This is a genomic window from Pseudomonas sp. ASL4 (assembly GCF_056680395.1).
Genome location: NZ_CM155280.1, coordinates 6,858,855 through 6,881,901, shown reverse-complemented (window position 1 = coordinate 6,881,901; position 23,047 = coordinate 6,858,855). Strand labels below are relative to the sequence as shown.

The 23,047-nt window shown below is 57.9% G+C and carries 21 protein-coding genes; 14 read left to right on the top strand and 7 right to left on the bottom strand.

What is annotated here, in order from left to right; genetic code table 11:
* Nucleotides 1-29: 29 nt before the first annotated feature.
* From dapD to AC1MEW_RS31545, 3 genes are all read right to left on the bottom strand, one after another.
* The gene (dapD, locus tag AC1MEW_RS31555) at nucleotides 30-1,064 is read right to left on the bottom strand and encodes a 2,3,4,5-tetrahydropyridine-2,6-dicarboxylate N-succinyltransferase (protein WP_201201041.1); all 1,035 of its coding nucleotides are present in this window, start codon (nucleotides 1,062-1,064) and stop codon (nucleotides 30-32) included.
* Between the two features lie 33 nt (nucleotides 1,065-1,097).
* Nucleotides 1,098-1,406: an arsenate reductase gene (locus AC1MEW_RS31550; protein WP_242486321.1), complete on the bottom strand. Its 309-nt coding sequence runs from the start codon at nucleotides 1,404-1,406 to the stop codon at nucleotides 1,098-1,100.
* 430 nt (nucleotides 1,407-1,836) lie between these two features.
* Nucleotides 1,837-2,031 (bottom strand): hypothetical protein, encoded by a 195-nt coding sequence (locus tag AC1MEW_RS31545; RefSeq protein WP_322270621.1) that lies wholly within the window; start codon nucleotides 2,029-2,031, stop codon nucleotides 1,837-1,839.
* Nucleotides 2,032-2,324: 293 nt separating this feature from the next.
* On the opposite strand from AC1MEW_RS31545, the gene AC1MEW_RS31540 reads away from it, so the two are divergent.
* Nucleotides 2,325-3,956 carry a Na+/H+ antiporter gene (locus AC1MEW_RS31540; protein ID WP_201201043.1) on the top strand — a complete coding sequence of 544 codons (1,632 nt, stop codon included), beginning with the start codon at nucleotides 2,325-2,327 and terminating at the stop codon, nucleotides 3,954-3,956.
* Here AC1MEW_RS31540 and AC1MEW_RS31535 read toward each other — a convergent pair.
* The 4 genes from AC1MEW_RS31535 to map all read right to left on the bottom strand — a co-directional run bounded on the left by AC1MEW_RS31535 (nucleotide 3,949) and on the right by map (nucleotide 9,808).
* On the bottom strand, nucleotides 3,949-4,707 hold the full coding sequence (locus AC1MEW_RS31535) for a zinc metalloprotease (RefSeq protein WP_480424792.1): 759 nt from the start codon (nucleotides 4,705-4,707) through the stop codon (nucleotides 3,949-3,951). The two genes, AC1MEW_RS31540 and AC1MEW_RS31535, sit on opposite strands and share 8 nt — an antisense overlap.
* Nucleotides 4,708-4,882: 175 nt before the next feature.
* A complete protein-coding gene (dapC, locus tag AC1MEW_RS31530) occupies nucleotides 4,883-6,082 on the bottom strand; it encodes a succinyldiaminopimelate transaminase (protein WP_480424790.1) in 1,200 nt (399 codons plus the stop codon).
* Between the two features lie 196 nt (nucleotides 6,083-6,278).
* On the bottom strand, nucleotides 6,279-8,981 hold the full coding sequence (locus AC1MEW_RS31525) for a [protein-PII] uridylyltransferase (RefSeq protein WP_201201053.1): 2,703 nt from the start codon (nucleotides 8,979-8,981) through the stop codon (nucleotides 6,279-6,281).
* Between the two features lie 44 nt (nucleotides 8,982-9,025).
* Nucleotides 9,026-9,808, bottom strand: a complete 783-nt coding sequence (map, locus tag AC1MEW_RS31520) for a type I methionyl aminopeptidase (RefSeq protein WP_201201055.1) — start codon at nucleotides 9,806-9,808, stop codon at nucleotides 9,026-9,028.
* 373 nt (nucleotides 9,809-10,181) lie between these two features.
* On the opposite strand from map, the gene rpsB reads away from it, so the two are divergent.
* The 13 genes from rpsB (at nucleotide 10,182) to lpxA (ending at nucleotide 23,047) form a co-directional block, all read left to right on the top strand.
* Nucleotides 10,182-10,919: a 30S ribosomal protein S2 gene (gene rpsB / locus AC1MEW_RS31515; RefSeq protein ID WP_003219330.1), complete on the top strand. Its 738-nt coding sequence runs from the start codon at nucleotides 10,182-10,184 to the stop codon at nucleotides 10,917-10,919.
* A 189-nt stretch (nucleotides 10,920-11,108) separates the two neighbouring features.
* Nucleotides 11,109-11,972 carry a translation elongation factor Ts gene (gene tsf / locus AC1MEW_RS31510; RefSeq protein WP_201201057.1) on the top strand — a complete coding sequence of 288 codons (864 nt, stop codon included), beginning with the start codon at nucleotides 11,109-11,111 and terminating at the stop codon, nucleotides 11,970-11,972.
* A 212-nt stretch (nucleotides 11,973-12,184) separates the two neighbouring features.
* Entirely contained in the window at nucleotides 12,185-12,928 is a 744-nt protein-coding gene (gene pyrH / locus AC1MEW_RS31505; protein ID WP_003172271.1) for a UMP kinase, read from the top strand.
* Entirely contained in the window at nucleotides 12,925-13,482 is a 558-nt protein-coding gene (gene frr, locus AC1MEW_RS31500; protein ID WP_201201059.1) for a ribosome recycling factor, read from the top strand. The genes pyrH and frr overlap by 4 nt, the downstream gene beginning before the upstream one ends.
* 13 nt (nucleotides 13,483-13,495) lie before the next feature.
* Complete coding sequence (uppS, locus tag AC1MEW_RS31495) at nucleotides 13,496-14,251, top strand: polyprenyl diphosphate synthase (protein ID WP_201201068.1); 756 nt, start codon at nucleotides 13,496-13,498, stop codon at nucleotides 14,249-14,251.
* Nucleotides 14,251-15,057, top strand: coding sequence for a phosphatidate cytidylyltransferase (locus tag AC1MEW_RS31490; RefSeq protein WP_201201070.1), 807 nt, complete (start codon nucleotides 14,251-14,253; stop codon nucleotides 15,055-15,057). Before uppS ends, AC1MEW_RS31490 begins: the two co-directional genes overlap by 1 nt.
* Nucleotides 15,054-16,244 carry a 1-deoxy-D-xylulose-5-phosphate reductoisomerase gene (ispC, locus tag AC1MEW_RS31485; protein ID WP_201201072.1) on the top strand — a complete coding sequence of 397 codons (1,191 nt, stop codon included), beginning with the start codon at nucleotides 15,054-15,056 and terminating at the stop codon, nucleotides 16,242-16,244. Before AC1MEW_RS31490 ends, ispC begins: the two co-directional genes overlap by 4 nt.
* A 54-nt stretch (nucleotides 16,245-16,298) precedes the next feature.
* Nucleotides 16,299-17,651 (top strand): sigma E protease regulator RseP, encoded by a 1,353-nt coding sequence (rseP, locus tag AC1MEW_RS31480; RefSeq protein WP_201201074.1) that lies wholly within the window; start codon nucleotides 16,299-16,301, stop codon nucleotides 17,649-17,651.
* 74 nt (nucleotides 17,652-17,725) lie between these two features.
* Nucleotides 17,726-20,116: an outer membrane protein assembly factor BamA gene (gene bamA, locus AC1MEW_RS31475; RefSeq protein WP_201201075.1), complete on the top strand. Its 2,391-nt coding sequence runs from the start codon at nucleotides 17,726-17,728 to the stop codon at nucleotides 20,114-20,116.
* A gap of 45 nt (nucleotides 20,117-20,161) precedes the next feature.
* Nucleotides 20,162-20,665, top strand: a complete 504-nt coding sequence (locus tag AC1MEW_RS31470; protein WP_054047181.1) for an OmpH/Skp family outer membrane protein — start codon at nucleotides 20,162-20,164, stop codon at nucleotides 20,663-20,665.
* Nucleotides 20,666-20,668: 3 nt separating this feature from the next.
* Nucleotides 20,669-21,724: a UDP-3-O-(3-hydroxymyristoyl)glucosamine N-acyltransferase gene (lpxD, locus tag AC1MEW_RS31465; RefSeq protein ID WP_201201077.1), complete on the top strand. Its 1,056-nt coding sequence runs from the start codon at nucleotides 20,669-20,671 to the stop codon at nucleotides 21,722-21,724.
* Nucleotides 21,725-21,833: 109 nt separating this feature from the next.
* On the top strand, nucleotides 21,834-22,274 hold the full coding sequence (fabZ, locus tag AC1MEW_RS31460) for a 3-hydroxyacyl-ACP dehydratase FabZ (protein ID WP_201195505.1): 441 nt from the start codon (nucleotides 21,834-21,836) through the stop codon (nucleotides 22,272-22,274).
* Nucleotides 22,271-23,047, top strand: coding sequence for an acyl-ACP--UDP-N-acetylglucosamine O-acyltransferase (gene lpxA, locus AC1MEW_RS31455; RefSeq protein WP_201201079.1), 777 nt, complete (start codon nucleotides 22,271-22,273; stop codon nucleotides 23,045-23,047). Before fabZ ends, lpxA begins: the two co-directional genes overlap by 4 nt.

Below are 23,047 nucleotides of genomic sequence, written 5' to 3'. Positions count from 1 at the left end.
CGAGGACAGGTGATCGTGTGACGCTCTGCTTAGTTGTGAGCGTGCAGCGCTTCGTTCAGTTCGATGGCCGATTTGTGGGTTTTGCATTCCACGGCACCGGTCTCCGAATTGCGGCGGAACAGCAGGTCAGGTTGACCGGCCAGTTCACGGGCCTTCACGACTTTGACCAGTTTGTTGTTTTCGTCCAGCAGCGCGACCTTGGTGCCAGCGGTCACGTACAGGCCCGATTCAACGGTGTTGCGGTCGCCCAACGGGATACCGATACCGGCGTTGGCGCCGATCAGGCAGCCTTCGCCCACCTTGATCACCATGTTGCCGCCACCCGACAGGGTGCCCATGGTCGAGCAACCGCCGCCCAGGTCCGAACCCTTGCCGACGAACACGCCAGCCGACACGCGACCTTCGATCATGCCCGGGCCTTCGGTGCCGGCGTTGAAGTTGACGAAACCTTCGTGCATTACGGTGGTGCCTTCGCCCACGTAGGCGCCCAGGCGGATACGCGCTGCGTCAGCAATACGCACGCCGGCCGGAACCACGTAGTCGGTCATTTTCGGGAACTTGTCCACCGAGAACACTTCCAGCAGCTCGCCGCGCAGACGGGCTTCCAGTTGATGCTCGGCCAGTTCGGTCAGGTCGATAGCGCCTTGGCTGGTCCAGGCAACGTTCGGCAGCAGCGGGAACACGCCGGCCAGGTTCAGGCCGTGCGGCTTGACCAGACGATGGGACAGCAGGTGCAGCTTGAGGTAGGCCTCCGGCGTGGAAGTCAGTTGCACGTCTTCGGCCAAAATGGTCGCGACCAGCGGCTTGTGGCTCTCGGCCAGACGGGTCAGCAATGCGGCCTGGCCGGCGTCGACGCTTTTCAGCGCTTCAGCCAGTTGCGAGGCCTGTGCAGTGCTGAACGCGATGGCCTGGTTGCCTTCGGTGTAGCCCAGAACCGGAGCAATAGCGGCGATCAGTTCGGCCGACGGGTTGAGCAGTGGCTGTGCGTAAAACACTTCCAGCCATGCGCCTTGACGGTTTTGAGTGCCGACACCAAAGGCCAGGCTGAACAGAGTATTGGACATGTTGATACCTCTAACAAAAAGGAACGGGCTGCCTTACTTGAGTGCGGCCGCGTAGATATCTGGCTTGAAGCCAATCAGGGTTCGGTCACCGAGATCAAGCACCGGGCGCTTGATCATCGAGGGTTGTGCGAGCATCAATTCGATGGCTTTCGCTTGGTCGAGATCGGCTTTGCGTTCGTCTTCGAGTTTGCGAAAGGTCGTGCCTGCACGGTTCAACACCACTTGCCAGCCGTGCTCGTCGCACCATTGGGTCAGGTGTTCACGGTCGATTCCGGCCGTTTTGTAATCATGGAAGTCATAGCTGGCAGCGTGTTCATCGAGCCAGGTGCGCGCCTTTTTCATGGTGTCGCAGGCTTTGATGCCGAAAAGGTGCAACGTTTTACTTGAAACGGTCAAGGAATTGCCCCCTTTACAGGTGCTGGAAAAAAAAGGTGACGGATTATGCCATGGCCTTCCAGTTAAAACGCAAAACCTGTAGGAGCTGAGCTTGCTCGCGATAGCGCCAGGTCAGTCAACATTGATTTCGACTGACACGCCCCTATCGCGAGCAAGCTCAGCTCCTACAGGTTTTGCGGTGTTTGCGGGCGATGCGACATTGGTGCAACGGCCAGCCGTCAGTCTAAGCGGCTAATATGACATCAGCTATCTGCGTCGCAACGGTGCTTTGCGAGGTAGCCAGGCAATTTGATGAAAGAGTGGGAAACCTGGCGGACTACGCTAACCAAAGCCGCGTCTGAGGAATGACATGTGAGCAGGTTTTTGACGGGCCTGGTTACCAAGCGTTTATTTTTGAGCGCTCATACTCGACCCAGTTGACCCAGTCTTCCTGCATGGCTGGATTGCTATACCCTGCGCCGATGCGTGAAATATCTACTTCTTTGTCAAGCGCAATCTTGCTCGCTTCAAATCCTTTGCGAAATTTATCGTCGCTGTCTTCACCTAACAGCATTCTTAACCAAGCAAGCATCTTCGTTCCTTGAGTGGGGTATATGCCCTGCACTCTATAGCGATGATTACTGACTGGATGTAGGGCGTTTCCTAAACATTCCCCGCACATTGAAAAACCGCTTCAAGACCGGGTTTTTGTAGTGATCCCTCGTCTTGAATGAGGTTTACACCGTCTTGTCTCCTTGCAGGAAGGGCAATGGATTCTGGCGCAAAACACAGTCAGCGCGATTACACGCTGACTTTTAAATGGTCGTCAGTCCAAGCGGCTAATATGGCACTTCAATGCTGTCGATAGCCTGGGAAAAGCGCTTTATGCAAACCGCCTACACCGTCCTGATCATGCTGATGTTGGTCGGCGTTTCACGCCTGATCGGGCGAGTGATCCCGCTGCCGTTGCCGTTGGTGCAGATCGGTGCGGGCGCTTTGCTGGCTTGGCCGACGTTGGGGCTGCATGTGGCGCTTGATCCGGAACTGTTCCTCTTTCTGTTTCTGCCGCCGTTGTTGTTTTCCGATGGCTGGCGCATGCCCAAGCGTGAGTTGTGGCGCTTGCGCGGGCCGATCCTGACCCTGGCCGTGGGGTTGGTGCTGTTCACCGTGGTCGGCGCCGGGTATTTCATTCATTGGCTATTGCCGAGTATTGCGCTGCCGGTGGCGTTCGCATTGGCGGCGGTGTTGTCGCCGACCGACGCCGTGGCGGTCTCGGCGATTTCCCAGAACCGCTTGCCGACACCGTTGATGCACATGCTCCAGGGCGAGGCTTTGATGAACGACGCCTCGGGCCTGGTGACCTTCAAGTTTGCCTTGGCGGCGGCCATAACCGGGGTGTTTTCCCTGGCCAATGCCAGTCTGACGTTCGTGTTGGTGGCAGTGGGTGGTCTGGCCACCGGTGTGGCGCTGAGTTGGCTGGTCGGTCGCTTGCGCTCGTGGATGATCGCCCGAGGCTGGGATGACCCGGCGACTCACGTGGTGTTCATGCTGTTGCTGCCGTTCGCCGCTTACGTACTGGCCGAACGGCTCGGTGCCTCGGGCATTTTGTCGGCAGTGGCAGCGGGGATGATGCAGAGCTGGCTCGACCTGCTGCCGCGTCAGACCAGCACGCGTTTGCTCAATCGCAGCGTCTGGTCATTGCTGGAATTCGCCTTCAACGGCTTGATCTTCCTGCTGCTGGGCTTGCAGCTGCCGGACATCATCAAGGCGGTGGCCAGCCAGGAAGCGTCAATGTGGCCGACGTTGCTCTACCGTTGCCTGGACGTTGTGGCGGTTTTTATGGTGTTACTGGTGTTGCGGTTTATCTGGGTGCAGAGCATTTGGCGGGTGTCGGGGCTGCTGCGGCGATGGCGCGGTAAGGGCGAGCTGACGCTGGTGCCCACGGCGCGGTCCTGCTGGTTGCTGACGGTCGGTGGCGTACGCGGCGCGGTGACCCTGGCGGGTGTGCTGTCGGTGCCGCTGTTGATGGGGAACGACGCGTTTCCCGAGCGTGACCTGCTGATTTTCATCGCCGCCGGGGTGATTCTGCTGTCGCTGATTGCCGCGTGCATCGCCTTGCCGCTGTTGTTGCGTGGTATCGAGAAAAGCCCAGACGACAAGCGCCGCAATGAAGTGCGCGACGCCTGGCGAAAAACCGCTGAAGCGGCGATCCATGCGCTGGAAGTCGAAGAGGCCAAGCCTGTAGATGCGGCAGAGGCGGCGTTGGCGGCGGAGCTCAAGGCGCGAATCATGTCCGAGTATCGTCATCAACTGGAAGTCTTTAACGATTCCGCCGAAGCCCAGGCCTTGGCGTTTCAGATGGATTTGCTGGAGCGCCGCTTGCGTTTGAAAGCGCTGCGGGCGCAACGCCTGGAGTTGTACAGCCTCAGTCGTCATCACCAAATTGGTGATGACGTACTGCGTGAAGTATTGGGGGAGCTGGATTTAAGTGAGGCTAATCTGGGGCAGGTCAAATAGGTTCACTTTGCACGTCAGGGTAAGGGTAGGCCTCGGCCATGAACGCCTTGTCCTTTTCACTGAGCACCAGATTCAGGTCAATCTTGAAGCCATCGTCGGTCCATTCCTCACGGATGGCGTAGTGCATGATGGACTTCGGATCATAGGCTGAGTGCCTGACTTCATTGGCATCCAGGCGCTTGAGGTAGCGTTCGTCGAGCATCGTGCGCATGTAGTGATCTTCATCCGCGTGTTCATCCGCGCCAAAGGCCTCATACAACTTTCGCCTGTTCCACGGAATGGTCATTTCGGGATGTTGGTGTTCATGTTGGGCGCCCAGTACATGGCCAAACTCGTGCATCACATTGGCGGCAAAAAACGCCGGCATGCGCATGTCCGGTGACAGTCCCATGGTCGGGCCTTCTTCATGTAGCAAGGCATCTGTACCGACCGTCGACCAGTAAGTGCCCGGCGCGACAATAATGCGGATATCACCTTCTTCACCGCCGACGAAGTCGAACTTCAGATTGATGTGCGGTAACCAATTGTTTGCGGCGGCTTTGGTTGCATCCTTGAATACTTGATCACCGCTTAGAAAGGCAATGCGCAATGTGCGGCCCGGTGCCCAGAAGTGAGTGTGCTTGACGGCTGCACGCTTTCGGCGTCCGGGTGTAGACGCGCCGCGATTCGCAGGGTTTTCGGCGATGGCGACTTCATAAGAAGCATTGATGTCGTCGGCTACTTTAATTTGGCAGGGTAGTGCGTTGTTCATTGTGGACTTCCATGTACATTAAAACTTATGCCTGAGTCATTTCGGGCATTTGGTATGTAATGAAAGGCTAAGCGAGATGCGCCAAGTTGTTAAGTTTAAAAATGAGTGAGGCTGTTACTTTATAAGAACAAACCCGCGCGGCATTGCACCGGGCGGGTTATATAGTGGCGACTGCTTATGACTTGTTGGTAATAAACGCGCGAATTCGTTCGGCCGCTTCGACACACTCCGCCAGCGGCGCAACCAATGCCATACGCACGCGCCCGGCGCCCGGATTGAAACCATCAACGTCGCGGGACAGATAAGACCCCGGCACTACAGTCACATGTTCTTGCACAAACAAATCCCGGCAGAACGCCTCGTCATCGCCTTCAACGCTTGGCCAGAGGTAGAAACCACCGTCCGGACGCTGCACATCCATCACCGGGCTGAGGATTTCCAGCACCGCATCGTACTTCTCGCGATACAGCGCCCGGTTGGCGCGTACATGCACTTCGTCGTTCCATGCAGCGACACTGGCCAGTTGGGTTTGAACCGGCATCGCGCAGCCGTGGTAGGTGCGATAGAGCAGGAAGCCCTTGAGGATGTCGGCATCACCGGCCACAAAACCCGAACGCAGGCCCGGCAGGTTGGAGCGCTTGGACAGGCTGTGGAAGACCACGCAGCGCTTGAAGTCCTTGCGGCCCAGTTCGACGCAGGCGCTGAGCAGGCCGGCTGGCGGGGTTTGTTCGTCGAAGTACAGCTCGCTGTAGCACTCGTCGGCGGCGATCACGAAGTCGTATTCGTCGGCCAAGGCGATCAGCTTTTTCAGGGTTTCAACCGGGATCAACGCGCCGGTCGGGTTGCCCGGCGAGCACAGGAACAGGATCTGGCAGCGTTTCCAGATGTCTGGCGAGACGGCGTCGAAATCCGGGTTGAAGCCGTTTTCGTCCAGGCATGGCAGGTAATGCGGCTTGGCACCGGCGAGGAACGCGGCGCCTTCGTAGATCTGATAGAACGGGTTCGGGCTGACCACCAGCGCGTCTTCGCCACGATTGACAACGGTTTGGGTGAAGGCAAACAGCGCTTCACGGGTGCCGTTGACCGGCAGTACATTGCGCGCCGGGTCGAGCCAGCCGCTTGGGACGTTGAAACGACGTTCACACCAGGCGGCGATGGCTTCACGCAGAGCCGGGATACCGAGGGTGGTCGGGTACACGGCCATCTGATCCAGGTTGTTGGCCAGGGCTTCGGCGACAAAGCTTGGCGAACGGTGCTTCGGTTCACCGATGGACAACGCGATAGGGCGCTTGTCCGGGTTTGGCGTGACGCTGCCGAGCAGGGCGCGGAGCTTCTCGAACGGGTAGGGTTGCAGCTGGTTCAGAGCGTTGTTCATCGATAGATCTCATGCAATGTGGGCGCTGGCTTTTGTGGCGAGGGGGCTTGCCCCCGTTCGGCTGCGCAGCTGTCGTAAACATTGTATGCGGTGTACCTGATACACCGCGGTTGCAGATTTTTGGGCCGCTTCGCAGCCCAACGGGGGCAAGCCCCCTCGCCACACAAGCCCGCTCCAACAGGGGAAATTTGTTAGTTCAAATGCTGATGCGCGACAGTTTGATATCCGGTTCGTGGCTGACGCTCAACTGTTCAACGATTGCATCCTGCAAGCGGCTGCACAGCAGCGGGTCGGACAAGGGCTGGTTGTGTGCGTCGGTGATAAAGAACACGTCTTCCACGCGCTCGCCGAGGGTGGCAATCTTGGCGTTCTGCAACGACAGGTCGAACTCGAGGAAGATCGTGCCGATCCGCGCCAGCAGGCCCGGGCGGTCGGGTGCGCTCAGCTCCAGTACTGTGACCGGGCGCTGGGCGTCGTTGTGGATCGTCACCTGTGGTGCAAACGCGAAATGCTTGAGCTGGCGCGGTACCCGGCGCTGGATGATCGTCGGGTAGTCGTCCGGGTTACGCAGGGCTTCGGTCAGGCCCTCGCGGATCTGCTTGACCCGCGTTGGATTGTCACCGATTGAGTCGCCGTCGGTGTCGAGCACGATGTAGGTGTCGAGGGTGAACTGACTGCTGGAGGTGATAACCCGGGCGTCATGAATGTTCAGGTTGAGCTGGTCCATCGCGGCCACGGTCACGGCGAAGAAGTCATGCTGGTCCGGCGCGTAGATGAAGATCTGCGTGCCGCCTTCGAATTCGCGCTGGGTGGTTTCCTTGATCAGCACCAGCGGGCCGCCGTCGGCCGGTTGCTGGAGGATCGCGTCACTGTGCCAGGCCACATCGCCAGCGGTATGACGCAGGAAATAGTCATCGCCCAATTGCGCCCACAACTGCTCGACATCGTCCGGGTCGGTGCCGCCGCGCACCAGGATGTCCAGGGCAGCGCTCTGGGTCTGGCGGATTTGCTCTTCGCGGTCCACCGGGTTTTCCAGGCCGCGGCGCAAGGCACGCTTGGTCTCGGTGTAGAGCTGGCGCAACAGGCTGGCGCGCCAGGAGTTCCACAGCGTCGGGTTGGTGGCGTTGATGTCGGCGACGGTCAGCACGTACAGATAATCGAGATGGGTTTCATCGCCGACAATCTGCGCGAAGTCGTGAATGACCTGCGGGTCGGACAAGTCCTTGCGCTGGGCGGTGGTCGACATCACCAGATGGTTTTGCACCAGCCAGACGATCAGCCGGCTATCCCATACCGGCAACTGATGGCGCTGGCAAAAGGCTTCGGCATCCACGGCGCCAATGTCCGAATGGTCGCCGTGCCGGCCCTTGCCGATGTCGTGGTACAGGCCGGCCAGGTAGATCAGTTCGGGCTTGGGCAGTTTGCCCATGAGCTTGCTGGCCAGCGGGAATTTTTCCGACACCTGGGTGTACTGCAACTTACGCAGATGCTTGATCAGGTTCAGGGTGTGAGCGTCGACCGTATAGATGTGAAACAGGTCGTGCTGCATCTGCCCGACGATAAAGCCGAACTCCGGCAAATAGCGCCCAAGGATGCCGTAACGGTTCATCCGTCGCAGGTTGCGGTGAATGCCGATCTTGCACTTGAACAGCTCGATGAACAGGCTGGTGTTGCGGATGTCGTTGCGGAAGTCGTCGTCGATCAAGTGACGGTGTTCGCGCAGCAGACGGATGGTATCGGCGCGAACGCCTTTGATCTCCGGTTGCTGGGCCATCAGCACGAAGATCTCGAGCATGGCGAACGGCGTGCGGCGGAACACGTTGTTGTTGCGTGCCTCGATGTAGCCATCGTGCAGCTGGAATCGCGAGTTGATCGGCTGCGGCGGCGCTTCGTCTTCCGGCGCGAGGATGACTTCCTCGAAATGCTGGATGATCAGGTCGCTGAGCTGGGCAATGCTCATGACCACCCGGTAATACTGCTGCATGAAGTTTTCGATGGTTTGCTTGGCGTCATCGCCTTTGAAGCCCAGCAGCCCGGCGATGGAGCGCTGGTGGTCGAACAGCAAGCGGTCCTCGGAGCGCCCGGCGAGCATGTGTAGGGCGTAACGGACCTTCCACAAGAACTCCTGGGACGAGGCCAGCAGGGCGTTTTCGCTCTCTACCAAAAAGCCTTCGCCGGCCAGGGCCCGCAAGTTGAGGGTGCCGTACTCGCGACGGGCGACCCAGAGAATCGTCTGAATATCCCGCAAGCCGCCAGGCGAGCCTTTGACGTTGGGTTCCAGGTTGTATTCGGTGTCGTTGTACTTGTGGTGACGGGCCTTCTGCTCGGCACGTTTGGCCAGGAAGAAGTCCTTGCTCGGCCACATGTGCGCGGTGCTGGTAACGTCCAGCATGCGCTGGCGCAAGCGCTCGGGGCCGCAGATGGTGCGGCTTTCCATCAGATTGGTGACGACCGTCAGGTCGGCGCGGGCCTCGACGGCGCATTCGTCCACCGAGCGAACGCTCTGACCGACTTCCAGGCCGATGTCCCACAACAGGGTCAGAAAACGCTCGATGGAATCGCGGAAGACTTCGTGGTCAGCGCTGTCCAGCAGGATCAGCAGATCAATGTCGGAATAGGGGTGCAACTCGCCGCGACCGTAGCCGCCGACCGCGACCAGCGCGATGTCGGCGTCTTCGCTCCAGTTGAACTGCTCCCAAGCCTTTTGCAGGATGTTATCGACGAACCAGGCGCGATCCTCGATCAGCCGGCGAATGTCCCGGCCGCTGCGAAAGCGCCCGTCGAGCACCTCGCGGGCCTGGCGAATCGCCTTCTTGAAGGCCGCGATCGGGCTTGCCTTCAGGGCTAGTTCAGCCTGGAACTGGCCACGGTCGAAGAGTTCGGGATCCACCTGCGGCATCGATTGGCTTTCCTTTCTATAAGGCTATGGGCAGAACGGGTCGATCAGGCCGAAACGCGCGCGATAGTGTCATCGGCGCGCAGGGTGAAGATCTCATAACCGGTGTCGGTCACCAGCAGGGTGTGTTCCCACTGGGCGGAAAGTTTGCGGTCCTTGGTGATCGCGGTCCAGCCGTCGCCCAGTACCTTGGTATCGGCCTTGCCCTGGTTGATCATCGGCTCGATGGTGAAGGTCATGCCCGCCTTGAGTTCCATGCCGGTGCCGGCGCGGCCGTAGTGCAGGATCTGCGGCTCTTCGTGGAACACCTTGCCGATGCCGTGGCCGCAGAACTCGCGAACCACCGAGAAACCGTTCTTCTCGGCGTGTTTCTGGATCACTTCACCAATGTCGCCCAGGCGGCAGCCGGGTTTGACCAGTTCAATGGCTTTGTACATGCATTCCTGAGTGATCTGCGACAGGCGCTCGGCCCAGACCGGCACGGTACCGACGTGGAACATACGGCTGGTGTCGCCGTGGTAGCCATCCTTGATCACCGTGACGTCGATGTTCAGCGTGTCGCCATCCTTCAGCGCTTTCTCGTTCGGGATACCGTGGCAGACCACGTGGTTGATCGAGGTGCAGATCGACTTCGGGAAGCCTTTGTAGTTGAGCGGGGCAGGGATGGCTTGCTGCTCGTTGACGATGTAGTCGTGGCAGATGCGGTCCAGTTCTTCGGTGGTGATGCCCGGTTTGACATGTTCGGCAATCATTTCCAGCACATCGGCGGCCAGTTTGCCGGCGATCCGCATTTTTGCGATGTCCTCTGGGGTTTTGAGGGTGACGGTCATACAGGCTCTCTCTGCGCTCAATGGCGCTTTCTAATTCGGAATGGGCGTTGCGCGGTTGATATTCGCGGCCCTGAAAAACGCGATTCTAACAGACGATCAGCGCAAATCTGAGCCTCTGTGCATCGCTTCTCTCTATAGATAGGCGCATTCTTGAGCGATTCCAAGGGCGCGATTGAAGGCGCGCGCCAGGAATTGAGAATCCGGGTTCCGTTTTTTACAGCCTTGTGATATAAAATGCGCCGCTTTCCGGGTATACCCCGAAAGGCTTAAATCCACACACGTGTCGACACGATGACCTGGGTGCCTTCAGCTGATGCTGCTGGTTGGTCATTGGGATACGTGGAGGCCAAACCCGACTTATTAAGGAACTATCATGTCCCAAGTCAACATGCGCGATATGCTGAAGGCCGGTGTGCACTTCGGTCACCAAACCCGTTACTGGAACCCGAAAATGGGTAAATACATTTTCGGCGCGCGTAACAAGATCCACATCATCAACCTTGAAAAAACCCTGCCAATGTTCAACGAAGCTCTGACTTTCGTAGAGCGTCTGGCCCAGGGCAAAAACAAGATTCTGTTCGTCGGCACCAAGCGTTCCGCTGGCAAGATCGTTGCTGAAGAAGCAGCACGTTGCGGTTCGCCGTACGTCGATCACCGCTGGTTGGGCGGCATGCTGACCAACTTCAAAACCATCCGTGCTTCCATCAAGCGTCTGCGTGACCTTGAAGTGCAAGCCGAAGACGGTACTTTCGCCAAGCTGACCAAGAAAGAAGCGCTGATGCGCACTCGCGATCTTGAGAAGCTCGATCGTTCCCTGGGTGGTATCAAGGACATGGGCGGTCTGCCAGACGCACTGTTCGTTATCGACGTTGATCACGAGCGCATCGCGATCACCGAAGCCAACAAGCTGGGCATCCCGGTTATCGGCGTAGTCGATACCAACAGCAGCCCGGAAGGCGTTGACTACATCATCCCAGGCAACGATGACGCAATCCGCGCTATCCAGTTGTACATGGGTTCGATGGCTGACGCTGTAATCCGCGGTCGCAACCACGTTGCTGGCGGCACCGAGCAGTTCGTTGAAGAAGCTCCGGTAGCAGCAGCTGAGTAATTGACGCCTTGGCGTTAACTCAGTAAGCAAAAAGGGGGCTTGGCCCCCTTTTTGCCACCTCGAAAACCGTTTGTCGGCAGCGCAGCTACAGCTTTGTAACGTGCAGCGGCTACAAGAAGGTTCGGGAAGAATTGAACGCCCGTTTGATCGGGTGGAATGGTTGATAACCTATCCAAGAGGATTTTTGAAATGGCAGAGATTACTGCAGCGTTGGTTAAAGAACTGCGTGAGCGTACTGGCGAAGGCATGATGGATTGCAAAAAGGCCTTGACCAAGGCCGGCGGCGACATCGAAAAAGCCATTGATGACATGCGTGCTTCTGGCGCTATCAAGGCTGCCAAGAAAGCAGGCAACGTGGCTGCTGAAGGCGCAATCTCTCTGAAGGAAGACGGTAAATCCGCCGTTCTGCTGGAAGTGAACTCGCAGACCGACTTCCTGGCTTTGCAGGATGACTTCAAGGCATTTGTCGCTTCCAGCGTTGAAAAAGCGTTCGCTGACAAACTGACTGACGTTGCTCCGCTGATCGCCGCTCAAGAAGCCGATCGCCTGGTTCTGGTCGGCAAGGTTGGCGAAAACGTCAACATCCGTCGCCTGGCTCGCGTTGAAGGTGATGTTGTTGGTGGTTACCTGCACGGCAACAAGATCGGTGTTGTGGTTGCCCTTAAAGGCGGCAGCGTTGAGCTGGCCAAAGACATCGCCATGCACGTAGCGGCGACCAACCCTGAATTCCTGCTGCCATCGGAAGTTTCCGCTGAAGCGGTTGAGCGTGAGAAGGGCGTGTTCCTGACCCTCAACGCTGACAAGATCGCCGGCAAGCCAGAAAACATTGTTGAAAACATGGTCAAAGGCCGTATCAGCAAGTTCCTGGCTGAAGCGAGCCTGGTTGAGCAGGCGTTCGTCAAGAACCCTGAAATCAAGGTTGGCGAACTGGCCAAGAAAGCCGGTGCTGAAATCGTTTCCTTCACCTACTTCAAAGTAGGCGATGGCATCGAGAAGCCGGTCGACAACTTCGCTGAAGAAGTTGCTGCCCAGCTGGCTGCCGCCAAGCAATAAGACGGTTTTTTAAACTGTCGCCCTGAAGAGGCTGCCCGCTTACGCGCGCAGCCTCTTTTCAGATGGGGTATCAATTTTTTAATTGGTTTCCCTTTGGAACTGGCTTACAAAGCCATGTTCCGATGGCGCTGAAGCAGCGCCAAGCTAGAGTGAACGCCAGCTGTAAACAGCTCGCAAAGAATTTTTAAAATACGCCGCAGGAGAGATTCGCAATGGCTCAGCAGGGCAGTGGTTATCAGGCTCGCTATAAACGCATTCTACTCAAGCTTAGCGGCGAGGCCCTGATGGGCTCGGAAGAGTTCGGGATTGATCCGAAAGTTCTGGATCGCATGGCGCTGGAAGTTGGCCAACTGGTCGGCATCGGTGTACAGGTCGGTCTGGTGATCGGCGGCGGCAACCTGTTCCGCGGTGCAGCGCTGAGCGCGGCCGGTATGGATCGGGTAACGGGTGACCACATGGGCATGCTGGCCACTGTGATGAACGCCCTGGCCATGCGTGATGCGCTGGAGCGTGCCAATATCTCGGCCATCGTGATGTCGGCCATTTCCATGGTTGGCGTGACCGATCACTACGATCGTCGCAAGGCCATGCGCCACCTGAACGCCAAGGAAGTCGTGATTTTCGCGGCCGGTACTGGCAACCCGTTCTTCACCACGGATTCGGCCGCTTGCCTGCGTGCAATCGAAATCGATGCCGATGTCGTGCTCAAGGCGACCAAGGTCGATGGCGTCTACACCGCCGATCCATTCAAAGACCCGCATGCCGAGAAGTTCGATCATCTGACTTACGATGAAGTGCTGGATCGCAAGCTGGGCGTGATGGATCTGACGGCCATTTGCCTGTGCCGCGACCACAAGATGCCGTTGCGCGTTTTTAACATGAACAAACCTGGCGCCCTGCTGAATATCGTGCATGGCGGCGCTGAAGGGACCCTGATCGAGGAAGGCCAACAATGATCAACGAAATCAAGAAAGACGCTCAAGAGCGTATGCAGAAATCCCTGGAGTCTCTGTCCCATGCATTTGGTCAGATTCGTACCGGCAAGGCGCACCCGAGCATCCTCGGTAGCGTGATGGTTCCTTACTACGGCGCTGACACCCCATTGAGCGGCGTTGCCAACGTTACCGTGAAAGATTCCCGGACCCTGCAGGTCGTGGCGTTTGAGCGCAACATGCTCGCGGCCGTCGACAAGGCAATCCAGAGTGCTGGCCTGAACCTCAACCCGACCAACCTGGGCGAGTTGCTGCTGATCTCCATGCCTGCCCTGACTGAAGAAACCCGCAAGGGCTTCACCAAACAGGCGCGTAGCGCAGCTGAAGATGCTCGCGTTGCCGTGCGCAACATTCGCCGCGACGCACTGGGTGAGCTTAAGAAACTGGTCAAGGACAAGGAAATCAGCGAAGACGAAGAGCGTCGTGGCGCTGCCGATATCCAGAAGCTGACCGACAAGGCTGAGGCTGACATCGATGCAGCCACCAAGCAAAAAGAAGCGGACCTGATGGCCGTATAAGGGTCCCGTTTTCATGGATAAGACCAAGCAGACTGCGCCGTCCGCGGTGCCGCGCCATGTCGCGATCATCATGGATGGTAACAATCGCTGGGCGAAAAAACGCTTTATGCCGGGTGTTGCCGGGCATAAAGCGGGTGTGGATGCCGTTCGTGCAGTGATCGAGGTGTGCGCCGAGGCCAAGGTCGAGGTGCTGACCCTGTTCGCCTTCTCCAGTGAAAACTGGCAGCGTCCGGCCGATGAAGTCAGCGCCTTGATGGACCTGTTCTTCAAGGCGTTGCGTCGTGAGGCCAAGCGCCTCAACGACAACAACATCAGCCTGCGCATCATTGGCGACCGTTCGCGTTTTCACCCCGAGCTTCAAGCTGCCATGCGCGAAGCCGAGGCGATTACTGCCGGTACCAATCGCTTTATCCTGCAGATCGCCGCCAACTACGGTGGTCAGTGGGATATCGCACAAGCCGCACAGCGTCTGGCGCGCGAAGTCCAGGCCGGGCATCTGCGTCCGGAAGACATCACCCCGGAATTGCTGCAAACCTGTCTGGTGACTGGCGATCTGCCTATGCCGGACTTGTGCATTCGTACCGGTGGCGAGCACCGCATCAGCAATTTCCTGCTGTGGCAGCTGGCTTACACCGAACTGTACTTCTCCGACCTGTTCTGGCCGGACTTCAAACACGACGCCATGCGCACTGCGCTGGCCGATTTCGCTTCTCGGCAGCGCCGCTTCGGTAAGACGAGCGAGCAGGTCGAGGCTGGAGCCCGGGTTTAATGCTTAAACAACGAATCATCACTGCGCTGATCCTTCTACCGATTGCCTTGTGCGGGTTTTTCCTGCTCGAAGGCTCCGGTTTTGCGCTGTTCATCGGGCTGGTCGTGACCCTGGGTGCATGGGAGTGGGCTCGTCTGGCAGGTTTCACTGCTCAGCCGATTCGTGTTGCCTATGCCGCTGTGGTCGCGCTGATGCTGTTTGTCATGCATATCCTTCCCGGGCTCGCGCCTTGGGTGTTGGGCGCCTCTGTGCTGTGGTGGGCGGTGGCAACCTATCTGGTGCTGACGTATCCACGCTCCAGCGAACACTGGGCCAGCGCGGCCTGCAAACTGGTGATCGGCCTGTTGATCCTGTTGCCGGCCTGGCAAGGTCTGGTGCAGATCAAGCAAGAGCCTTTGGGCAACTGGCTGATCATGGCGGTCATGGTGCTGGTCTGGGGTGCCGATATCGGTGCGTACTTTTCCGGTCGGGCTTTCGGCAAGCGCAAGCTCGCGCCGCAGGTCAGTCCTGGCAAAAGCTGGGAAGGCGTCTACGGTGGCCTGGCGCTGAGCCTGGTTATCACGTTGATTGTCGGCCTGGTTCGCGACTGGACGGTGGCGGAGCTGTTTAAAGGTCTGATCGGCGCAGCATTGATCGTGTTCATTTCGGTGGTGGGCGACCTCACCGAAAGCATGTTCAAGCGCCAGTCCGGGATCAAGGACAGCAGCAATCTGCTGCCGGGTCACGGCGGTATTCTGGACCGTATCGATAGCCTGACGGCGGCGATCCCTGTGTTTGCGGTGCTGTTGTGGATGGCGGCACCGTGAGCCGCCCACAGCAGATTACCGTTCTGGGGGCGACCGGTTCGATTGGCCTGAGCACCCTGGATGTCATTGCTCGTCATCCCGAGCGCTATCAGGTTTTCGCGCTGAGTGGTTTCACTCGACTGAGTGAGCTGCTGGCCTTGTGTGTACGGCACACTCCACGTTATGCAGTCGTGCCTGAAGCGGGCGCTGCCCGTGGTTTGCAGGACGACTTGCACGCGGCCGGTCTGTCGACTCGTGTTCTGGTGGGGGAGGAGGGCCTTTGCCAGGTCGCTGCCGATCCTGAGGTCGACGCGGTCATGGCGGCCATCGTTGGCGCGGCGGGCTTGCGCCCGACCCTGGCGGCAGTCGAGGCGGGCAAGAAAATCCTGCTGGCCAACAAGGAAGCGCTGGTGATGTCCGGTGCGCTGTTCATGCAGGCTGTGCGCAAAAGCGGATCGGTACTGCTGCCGATCGACAGCGAGCACAACGCGATTTTCCAGTGCATGCCACAGGATTTTGCTCGTGGTCTGGGGGCAGTCGGTGTGCGTCGGATTTTGCTGACAGCCTCTGGCGGTCCGTTCCGACAGACGCCGATGGCTGAGTTGGCGCATGTTACTCCCGAGCAGGCATGTGCCCATCCGAACTGGTCCATGGGTCGCAAGATCTCGGTCGATTCGGCCAGCATGATGAACAAAGGGCTCGAGCTGATCGAAGCCTGCTGGCTGTTCGATGCCAAGCCCTCCCAGGTCGAAGTGGTGATTCACCCGCAGAGCGTTATTCATTCGCTGGTCGATTATGTCGATGGTTCGGTATTGGCGCAGTTGGGCAATCCGGACATGCGTACGCCAATTGCCAACGCCCTAGCCTGGCCAGAACGCATCGACTCGGGGGTCGCACCGCTGGATCTGTTTGCCATCGCACGTCTGGATTTCCAGGCGCCCGATGAAGAGCGTTTTCCATGTCTGCGCCTGGCTCGACAGGCGGCAGAGGCTGGCAATAGCGCGCCGGCGGTGCTCAATGCGGCAAATGAAGTGGCTGTTGCAGCCTTTCTCGATGGACGGGTTCGTTACCCGGAAATCGCGAGTATCATCGAGGAAGTCTTGAATCTTGAACCTGTGGTTGCGGTAAACGATCTCGAGGCGGTGTTCACGGCAGACGCCAAGGCGCGTGTGCTGGCCGAGCAGTGGTTGAGTCGTCACGGGCGATAAGTGCTGCAGTACGCTGGCCCAATGCAGCACCGGATAGGATTGCGGAGAAAGTAGATGAGCGCGCTCTATATGATTGTCGGCACCCTGGTAGCCTTGGGCGTGCTGGTCACCTTCCACGAATTCGGCCACTTTTGGGTCGCGCGTCGCTGTGGGGTCAAAGTGCTGCGCTTTTCCGTGGGCTTTGGCATGCCGTTGTTGCGCTGGCATGACAAGCAAGGCACTGAGTTCGTGCTGGCGGCCATCCCGCTGGGCGGCTACGTGAAGATGCTCGACGAGCGCGAAGGCGAAGTACCCGCCGATCAGCTCGATCAATCCTTCAATCGCAAATCTGTCCGCCAACGCATTGCCATCGTTGCTGCGGGTCCAATCGCCAACTTTCTGCTGGCGATGGTTTTTTTCTGGGTATTGGCCATGCTCGGCAGCGAGCAGGTACGCCCGATTATCGGCGCCGTCGAGTCGGGCAGCATCGCTGCCAAGGCCGGCTTGAGCCCGAATCAGGAAATCGTTGCCATCGATGGCGAGCCGACTACCGGGTGGGCGGCCGTTAATTTGCAATTGGTCCGTCGCCTTGGCGAGAGCGGTGCCTTGCAGTTGCTGGTGCGTGAGCAGGGTTCAACCACCGATTCACCTCGAGAGCTGATGCTGGATCACTGGCTCAAGGGCGCCGATGAGCCGGACCCGATTCGTTCGCTTGGCATTCGCCCATGGCGTCCGGCGTTACCGCCGATCCTGGCTGAACTCGATTCGAAAGGGCCGGCGCAAGCGGCGGGTCTGAAGACCGGTGATCGTCTGTTGACCCTTGATGGCCAGTCGCTCAATGACTGGCAGCAGGTGGTTGATACCGTCCGTATGCATCCGGATACCAAAATCATGCTGCGCGTTGAGCGCGATGGTGCTCAAATCGACGTCCCTGTGACGCTGGCCGCTCGCGGCGAGAGCAAGGCACCCACGGGTTATCTGGGTGCCGGGGTGAAAGCAGTCGATTGGCCACCAGAGATGATTCGTGAGGTCAGCTACGGTCCGCTGGCCGCGATTGGGGAGGGTGCCCGACGCACCTGGACCATGAGTGTACTGACCCTCGATTCGCTCAAGAAAATGTTGTTCGGCGAGCTCTCGGTAAAAAACTTGAGTGGACCGATAACCATTGCTAAAGTGGCGGGCGCTTCTGCCCAGTCGGGTGTCGCTGATTTCCTGAATTTCCTTGCTTATCTGAGTATTAGCCTGGGAGTTCTGAATTTGTTGCCCATTCCTGTATTGGATGGGGGACATTTGTTGTTTTATCTGATCGAGTGGGTGCGTGGTCGCCCCTTGTCAGATCGGGTGCAGGGTTGGGGGATACAGATCGGCATCAGTTTGGTGGTCGGGGTGATGTTGCTTGCTCTGGTCAATGATCTGGGTCGACTGTAACGCTTCGCTGAATTGCGAATCTGCCGCATTTTGCGGCAGTTTGTTTATTGCCAGTTGGAATAAGAAAGGACTTCATGAAACGTCTGCTGCTAACTGCGGTTCTCACCGTATTGATGATCGCCGAAGTTCACGCCGAGTCCTTCACTATCTCTGATATTCGCGTCAATGGCCTCCAGCGGGTCTCCGCGGGTAGTGTCTTTGGTGCCTTGCCGTTGAACGTCGGCGAACAGGCGGATGATCGTCGCCTGGTGGAATCCACTCGTGCGTTGTTCAAAACCGGTTTCTTTCAAGATATCCAGCTGGGTCGCGAAGGCAATGTCCTCGTTATCACGGTAGTCGAGCGTCCTTCGGTCGCGAGTATCGAGATCGACGGTAACAAGGCCATCTCCACTGAAGACCTGATGAAGGGCCTCAAGCAATCTGGCCTGGCCGAAGGCGAGATCTTCCAGCGTGCCACCCTCGAAGGTGTGCGTAACGAGCTGCAGCGCCAGTACGTCGCTCAGGGTCGCTACTCGGCAACTGTCGACACCGAAGTGGTGGCGCAGCCGCGTAACCGCGTCGCGTTGAAGGTCAATATCAATGAAGGCACCGTCGCTGCTATCCAGCACATCAACGTGGTGGGTAACACGGTCTTTCCTGATGAAGACCTGATCGACCTGTTCGAACTCAAGACCACCAACTGGCTGTCGTTCTTCAAGAACGACGACAAGTATGCTCGTGAAAAACTTTCCGGTGACCTGGAGCGTCTGCGCTCCTACTACCTGGACCGCGGCTATATCAATATGGATATCGCTTCGACCCAGGTGTCCATCACCCCGGACAAGAAACACGTCTACATCACGGTCAATGTCAACGAAGGCGAGAAGTACACCGTTCGTGACGTGAAGCTCAGCGGCGACCTGAAAGTGCCTGAAGACCAGGTCAAGTCCCTGCTGCTGGTTCAGAAAGGCCAGGTGTTCTCGCGCAAGCTGATGACCACTACCTCGGAACTGATCACTCGTCGTCTCGGTAACGAGGGTTACACCTTCGCCAACGTCAACGGCGTTCCTCAGCCGCACGATGATGACCACACGGTAGACATCACTTTCGCTGTTGATCCAGGCAAGCGTGCTTACGTAAACCGTATCAACTTCCGCGGCAACACCAAGTCTGAGGACGAAGTGTTGCGTCGTGAAATGCGCCAGATGGAAGGCGGCTGGGCTTCGACCTACCTGATCGACCAATCCAAGACGCGTCTTGAACGTCTGGGCTTCTTCAAGGAAGTTAACGTTGAAACGCCTGCCGTACCGGGCGTGGATGACCAGGTTGATGTGAACTACAGCGTTGAAGAGCAGGCTTCCGGTTCGATTACCGCCAGTGTCGGTTTCGCCCAGAGCGCCGGTCTGATCCTCGGTGGTTCGATCACCCAGAACAACTTCCTGGGTACCGGTAACAAGGTCAGCATCGGCCTGACCAAAAGCCAATACCAGACCCGCTATAACTTCGGTTATGTCGACCCGTACTGGACTGCTGATGGTGTGAGCCTGGGTTACAACGCGTTCTATCGCACCACTGACTACAAAGACCTCGACGTCAACGTTGCAAGCTACGCGGTAGATAGCCTGGGTGCTGGCGTAAGCGTCGGTTATCCGATCAGCGAGACGTCGCGCCTGACCTTCGGCCTGACTGCGCAACAAGACAAGATCAAGACAGGTCAGTACACCGTCGACGAAATCTTCGACTTCGTTAACCGCGAAGGCGATAGCTACCTGAACTTCAAGGCTTCGGCCGGCTGGTCCGAGTCCACCCTGAACAAAGGTGTACTGGCGACCCGTGGTCATTCCCAGAGCTTGACACTGGAAGCCACCACGCCGGGCAGCGACCTGTCGTTCTTCAAACTCGACTACCGTGGCCAGTTGTTCCAGCCTCTGAGCGAAAACTACACCGTACGCCTGCACACTGAATTGGGTTATGGCGATGGTTATGGTTCGACAGATGGCTTGCCATTCTATGAAAACTACTATGCTGGTGGTTTCAACTCGGTTCGTGGTTTCAAGGACAGCACCCTGGGTCCGCGCAGTACTCCAAGCCGTGGTCAAACTGCCACGGGCAACAACGGAACATTAGCGGACCCGGATCAAGATCCACTGCCATTCGGTGGCAACGTTCTGATTCAAGGTGGTGCAGAGCTTCTGTTCCCGCTGCCATTCGTCAAGGACCAGCGCTCCCTGCGTACGTCGGTATTCTGGGATGTGGGTAACGTGTTCGATTCCAAGTGCCAACAAGCTACAAACTCTAACGGGGTAACACCGTCCAACACGCAGTGCAACGACATCAGCCTGAGCAATATGGCCAGTTCCGTTGGTGTTGGTCTGACTTGGGTCACCGCGCTGGGGCCTTTGAGTTTCGCGTTGGCCATGCCGGTCAAGAAACCGGATAACGCTGAAACCCAGATTTTCCAATTCTCCCTCGGCCAGACGTTCTAAGCGTCTGACCCAAGATAACGACAATGGATTTTGTAGGAGTGCATCGTGCGTAAGTTGACTCAATTGGTTCTCCTGGCGACCGTACTGGTAGCAGGTCCGGCTTTTGCCGACATGAAAATCGCTGTACTGAACTATCAGATGGCCCTGCTGGAATCCGACGCGGCCAAGAAGTACGCCGTGGATGCCGAGAAAAAGTTCGGTCCGCAGCTGACCAAGCTCAAGACGCTGGAAAGCAGTGCCAAAGGTATCCAGGACCGTCTGGTAGCCGGTGGCGACAAGATGCAGCAAGGCGAGCGTGAGCGTCTGGAGCTTGAATTCAAGCAAAAGGCTCGTGACTTCCAGTTCCAGTCCAAGGAATTGAACGAAGCCAAAGCCGTTGCTGACCGTGAAATGCTGAAGCAGCTCAAGCCGAAACTGGACAGCGCTGTGGAAGAAGTCATCAAAAAAGGTGCTTTTGACCTGGTCTTCGAGCGTGGCGCAGTGATTGATGTCAAACCTCAGTACGACATCACTCGCCAGGTTATCGAGCGCATGAATCAGCTGAAGTAATCCATGACAGCGACTATAAAGCTTGGCCAATTGGCCGAGTTCCTCGGCGCCACCCTGAGTGGCGACCCGGAGAAAGAAATTACTGGGCTAGCCACTTTGCAAGAGGCTGGCCCAGCTCAGTTGAGCTTTCTGGCAAACCCTCAATACCGTAAATACCTGGCGGACAGTCAGGCCGCAGCCCTGTTGCTGAAGGCCGCTGACGCTGAAGGTTTTGTCGGTAATGCGCTGATCGTGCCTGATCCGTACTTGGCTTACGCGCGAATTTCCCACCTGTTCGATCCCAAGCCAAAGGCGGCTGCCGGTATTCATCCGACAGCGGTGGTGGCAGCGGACGCGGTGGTTGATCCGGCGGCGAGCATCGGTGCCTTTGCGGTGATTGAAAGTGCGGCGCGAATTGCTGCGGGTGTGACCGTCGGGGCTCATTGCTTCATCGGCGCTCGCTGCGAGATCGGTGAGGGCGGCTGGCTGGCTCCACGGGTCACGCTGTATCACGATGTGCGTATCGGCAAGCGTGTAGTGATTCAGTCGGGTGCCGTACTCGGTGGCGAAGGTTTCGGTTTTGCCAACGAGAAAGGTGTCTGGCAGAAAATTGCCCAGATCGGTGGCGTGCTGGTGGGTGACGACGTGGAGATTGGCGTGAATACCGCCGTCGACCGTGGCGCACTGGCTGATACCATCCTCGGCAACGGTGTGAAGCTCGACAATCAGATTCAGATTGCTCACAACGTCCAGGTTGGAGATCACACCGCCATGGCGGCGTGCGTAGGTATCTCCGGCAGCACCAAGATAGGCAAGCATTGCATGCTGGCCGGTGGCGTCGGGCTGGTGGGGCATATCGAAGTTTGTGACAACGTTTTCCTGACCGGGATGACCATGGTGACCCATTCGATTACCGAGCCGGGTTCCTATTCTTCCGGTACAGCCATGCAACCGGCTGCCGAGTGGCGCAAAAGCGCGGCACGCATCCGTCAGCTCGATGACATCGCGCGGCGTCTGCGACAGCTGGAAAAGCGTGTAGGGGAAGTGACCCCTGACGGTAATGCTTCATCAGATGGCTGATACCATTTTCCATATCAAGTAAGCACAGCCGCTAGACTGCCTCCTTGATTTGCTAGAGGGGCGCGCTTCAGTCGCGCGCTTCCAATCTTTACATAGGCTTCCCCCCGAAATGATGGACATCAACGAGATTCGCGAATACCTGCCTCACCGTTACCCGTTCCTGCTGGTGGACCGGGTTGTGGATCTGGATGTGGAAGGCAAGCGCATTCGCGCCTACAAGAATGTCAGCATCAACGAGCCGTTCTTCAATGGTCACTTCCCTGCGCATCCAATCATGCCAGGCGTGCTGATCATCGAAGCGATGGCTCAGGCTGCCGGGATCCTTGGTTTCAAGATGCTGGACCTGAAACCGGCCGATGGCACCCTGTACTACTTCGTAGGCTCGGACAAACTGCGTTTCCGTCAGCCGGTCAAGCCAGGCGACCAGTTGATCCTTGAAGCCACGTTCATCAGCTGCAAGCGCAAGATCTGGAAGTTTGAATGCCAGGCATCGGTGGACGGCAAGCCGGTATGCTCGGCCGAGATCATCTGTGCGGAACAAAAAGTATGAGTTTGATTGACCCTCGCGCAATCATCGATCCGACGGCCATCCTGGCCGACGGCGTCGAGGTCGGCCCTTGGTCGATCGTCGGCGCAGGTGTGGAAATCGGCGAGGGAACAGTGATCGGGCCGCATGTGATTCTCAAGGGCCCGACCCGAATCGGTAAGCACAACCGCATCTACCAGTTTTCCTCGGTAGGTGAGGACACGCCCGATCTGAAATACAAAGGCGAAGAAACCCGCCTGGTCATCGGTGATCACAACGTCATCCGCGAAGGCGTAACGATTCACCGCGGCACCGTGCAGGACCGTTCGGAAACCACTCTGGGCGATCACAACCTGATCATGGCCTATGCCCACATTGGCCATGACAGCGTTATTGGCAACAATTGCATCCTGGTCAATAACACTGCGTTGGCTGGCCACGTGCACGTTGAAGACTGGGCGATCCTTTCCGGTTTCACTCTGGTTCACCAGTATTGCCATATTGGCGCCCACAGCTTTTCCGGCATGGGCACCGCCATCGGCAAGGACGTCCCGGCGTACGTCACGGTATTCGGTAACCCTGCCGAAGCCCGTAGCATGAACTTTGAAGGGATGCGTCGTCGCGGTTTCAGCGAAGACGCCATCCACGCCCTGCGTCGTGCCTACAAGGTGGTTTACCGCCAGGGCCTGACGGTCGAACAGGCGCTCGCCGAACTGGCCGAACCCTCGGCACAGTTTCCGGAAGTCGCGGTATTCCGTGATTCCATCCAGTCTTCGACTCGCGGCATCACTCGTTAA

What these genes read in the sequence shown, in the direction of transcription:
- AC1MEW_RS31535 (WP_480424792.1), bottom strand. Translation starts at nt 4,707, where the DNA reads ATGAACAACGCACTACCCTGCCAAATTAAAGTAGCCGACGACATCAAT.
- dapD (WP_201201041.1), bottom strand. Translation starts at nt 1,064, where the DNA reads ATGTCCAATACTCTGTTCAGCCTGGCCTTTGGTGTCGGCACTCAAAAC.
- rpsB (WP_003219330.1), top strand. Translation starts at nt 10,182, where the DNA reads ATGTCCCAAGTCAACATGCGCGATATGCTGAAGGCCGGTGTGCACTTC.
- tsf (WP_201201057.1), top strand. Translation starts at nt 11,109, where the DNA reads ATGGCAGAGATTACTGCAGCGTTGGTTAAAGAACTGCGTGAGCGTACT.
- AC1MEW_RS31545 (WP_322270621.1), bottom strand. Translation starts at nt 2,031, where the DNA reads ATGCTTGCTTGGTTAAGAATGCTGTTAGGTGAAGACAGCGACGATAAA.
- lpxD (WP_201201077.1), top strand. Translation starts at nt 20,669, where the DNA reads ATGACAGCGACTATAAAGCTTGGCCAATTGGCCGAGTTCCTCGGCGCC.
- frr (WP_201201059.1), top strand. Translation starts at nt 12,925, where the DNA reads ATGATCAACGAAATCAAGAAAGACGCTCAAGAGCGTATGCAGAAATCC.
- AC1MEW_RS31490 (WP_201201070.1), top strand. Translation starts at nt 14,251, where the DNA reads ATGCTTAAACAACGAATCATCACTGCGCTGATCCTTCTACCGATTGCC.
- bamA (WP_201201075.1), top strand. Translation starts at nt 17,726, where the DNA reads ATGAAACGTCTGCTGCTAACTGCGGTTCTCACCGTATTGATGATCGCC.
- fabZ (WP_201195505.1), top strand. Translation starts at nt 21,834, where the DNA reads ATGATGGACATCAACGAGATTCGCGAATACCTGCCTCACCGTTACCCG.
- dapC (WP_480424790.1), bottom strand. Translation starts at nt 6,082, where the DNA reads ATGAACAACGCTCTGAACCAGCTGCAACCCTACCCGTTCGAGAAGCTC.
- rseP (WP_201201074.1), top strand. Translation starts at nt 16,299, where the DNA reads ATGAGCGCGCTCTATATGATTGTCGGCACCCTGGTAGCCTTGGGCGTG.
- AC1MEW_RS31550 (WP_242486321.1), bottom strand. Translation starts at nt 1,406, where the DNA reads ATGAAAAAGGCGCGCACCTGGCTCGATGAACACGCTGCCAGCTATGAC.
- lpxA (WP_201201079.1), top strand. Translation starts at nt 22,271, where the DNA reads ATGAGTTTGATTGACCCTCGCGCAATCATCGATCCGACGGCCATCCTG.
- pyrH (WP_003172271.1), top strand. Translation starts at nt 12,185, where the DNA reads ATGGCTCAGCAGGGCAGTGGTTATCAGGCTCGCTATAAACGCATTCTA.
- uppS (WP_201201068.1), top strand. Translation starts at nt 13,496, where the DNA reads ATGGATAAGACCAAGCAGACTGCGCCGTCCGCGGTGCCGCGCCATGTC.
- AC1MEW_RS31525 (WP_201201053.1), bottom strand. Translation starts at nt 8,981, where the DNA reads ATGCCGCAGGTGGATCCCGAACTCTTCGACCGTGGCCAGTTCCAGGCT.
- map (WP_201201055.1), bottom strand. Translation starts at nt 9,808, where the DNA reads ATGACCGTCACCCTCAAAACCCCAGAGGACATCGCAAAAATGCGGATC.
- AC1MEW_RS31540 (WP_201201043.1), top strand. Translation starts at nt 2,325, where the DNA reads ATGCAAACCGCCTACACCGTCCTGATCATGCTGATGTTGGTCGGCGTT.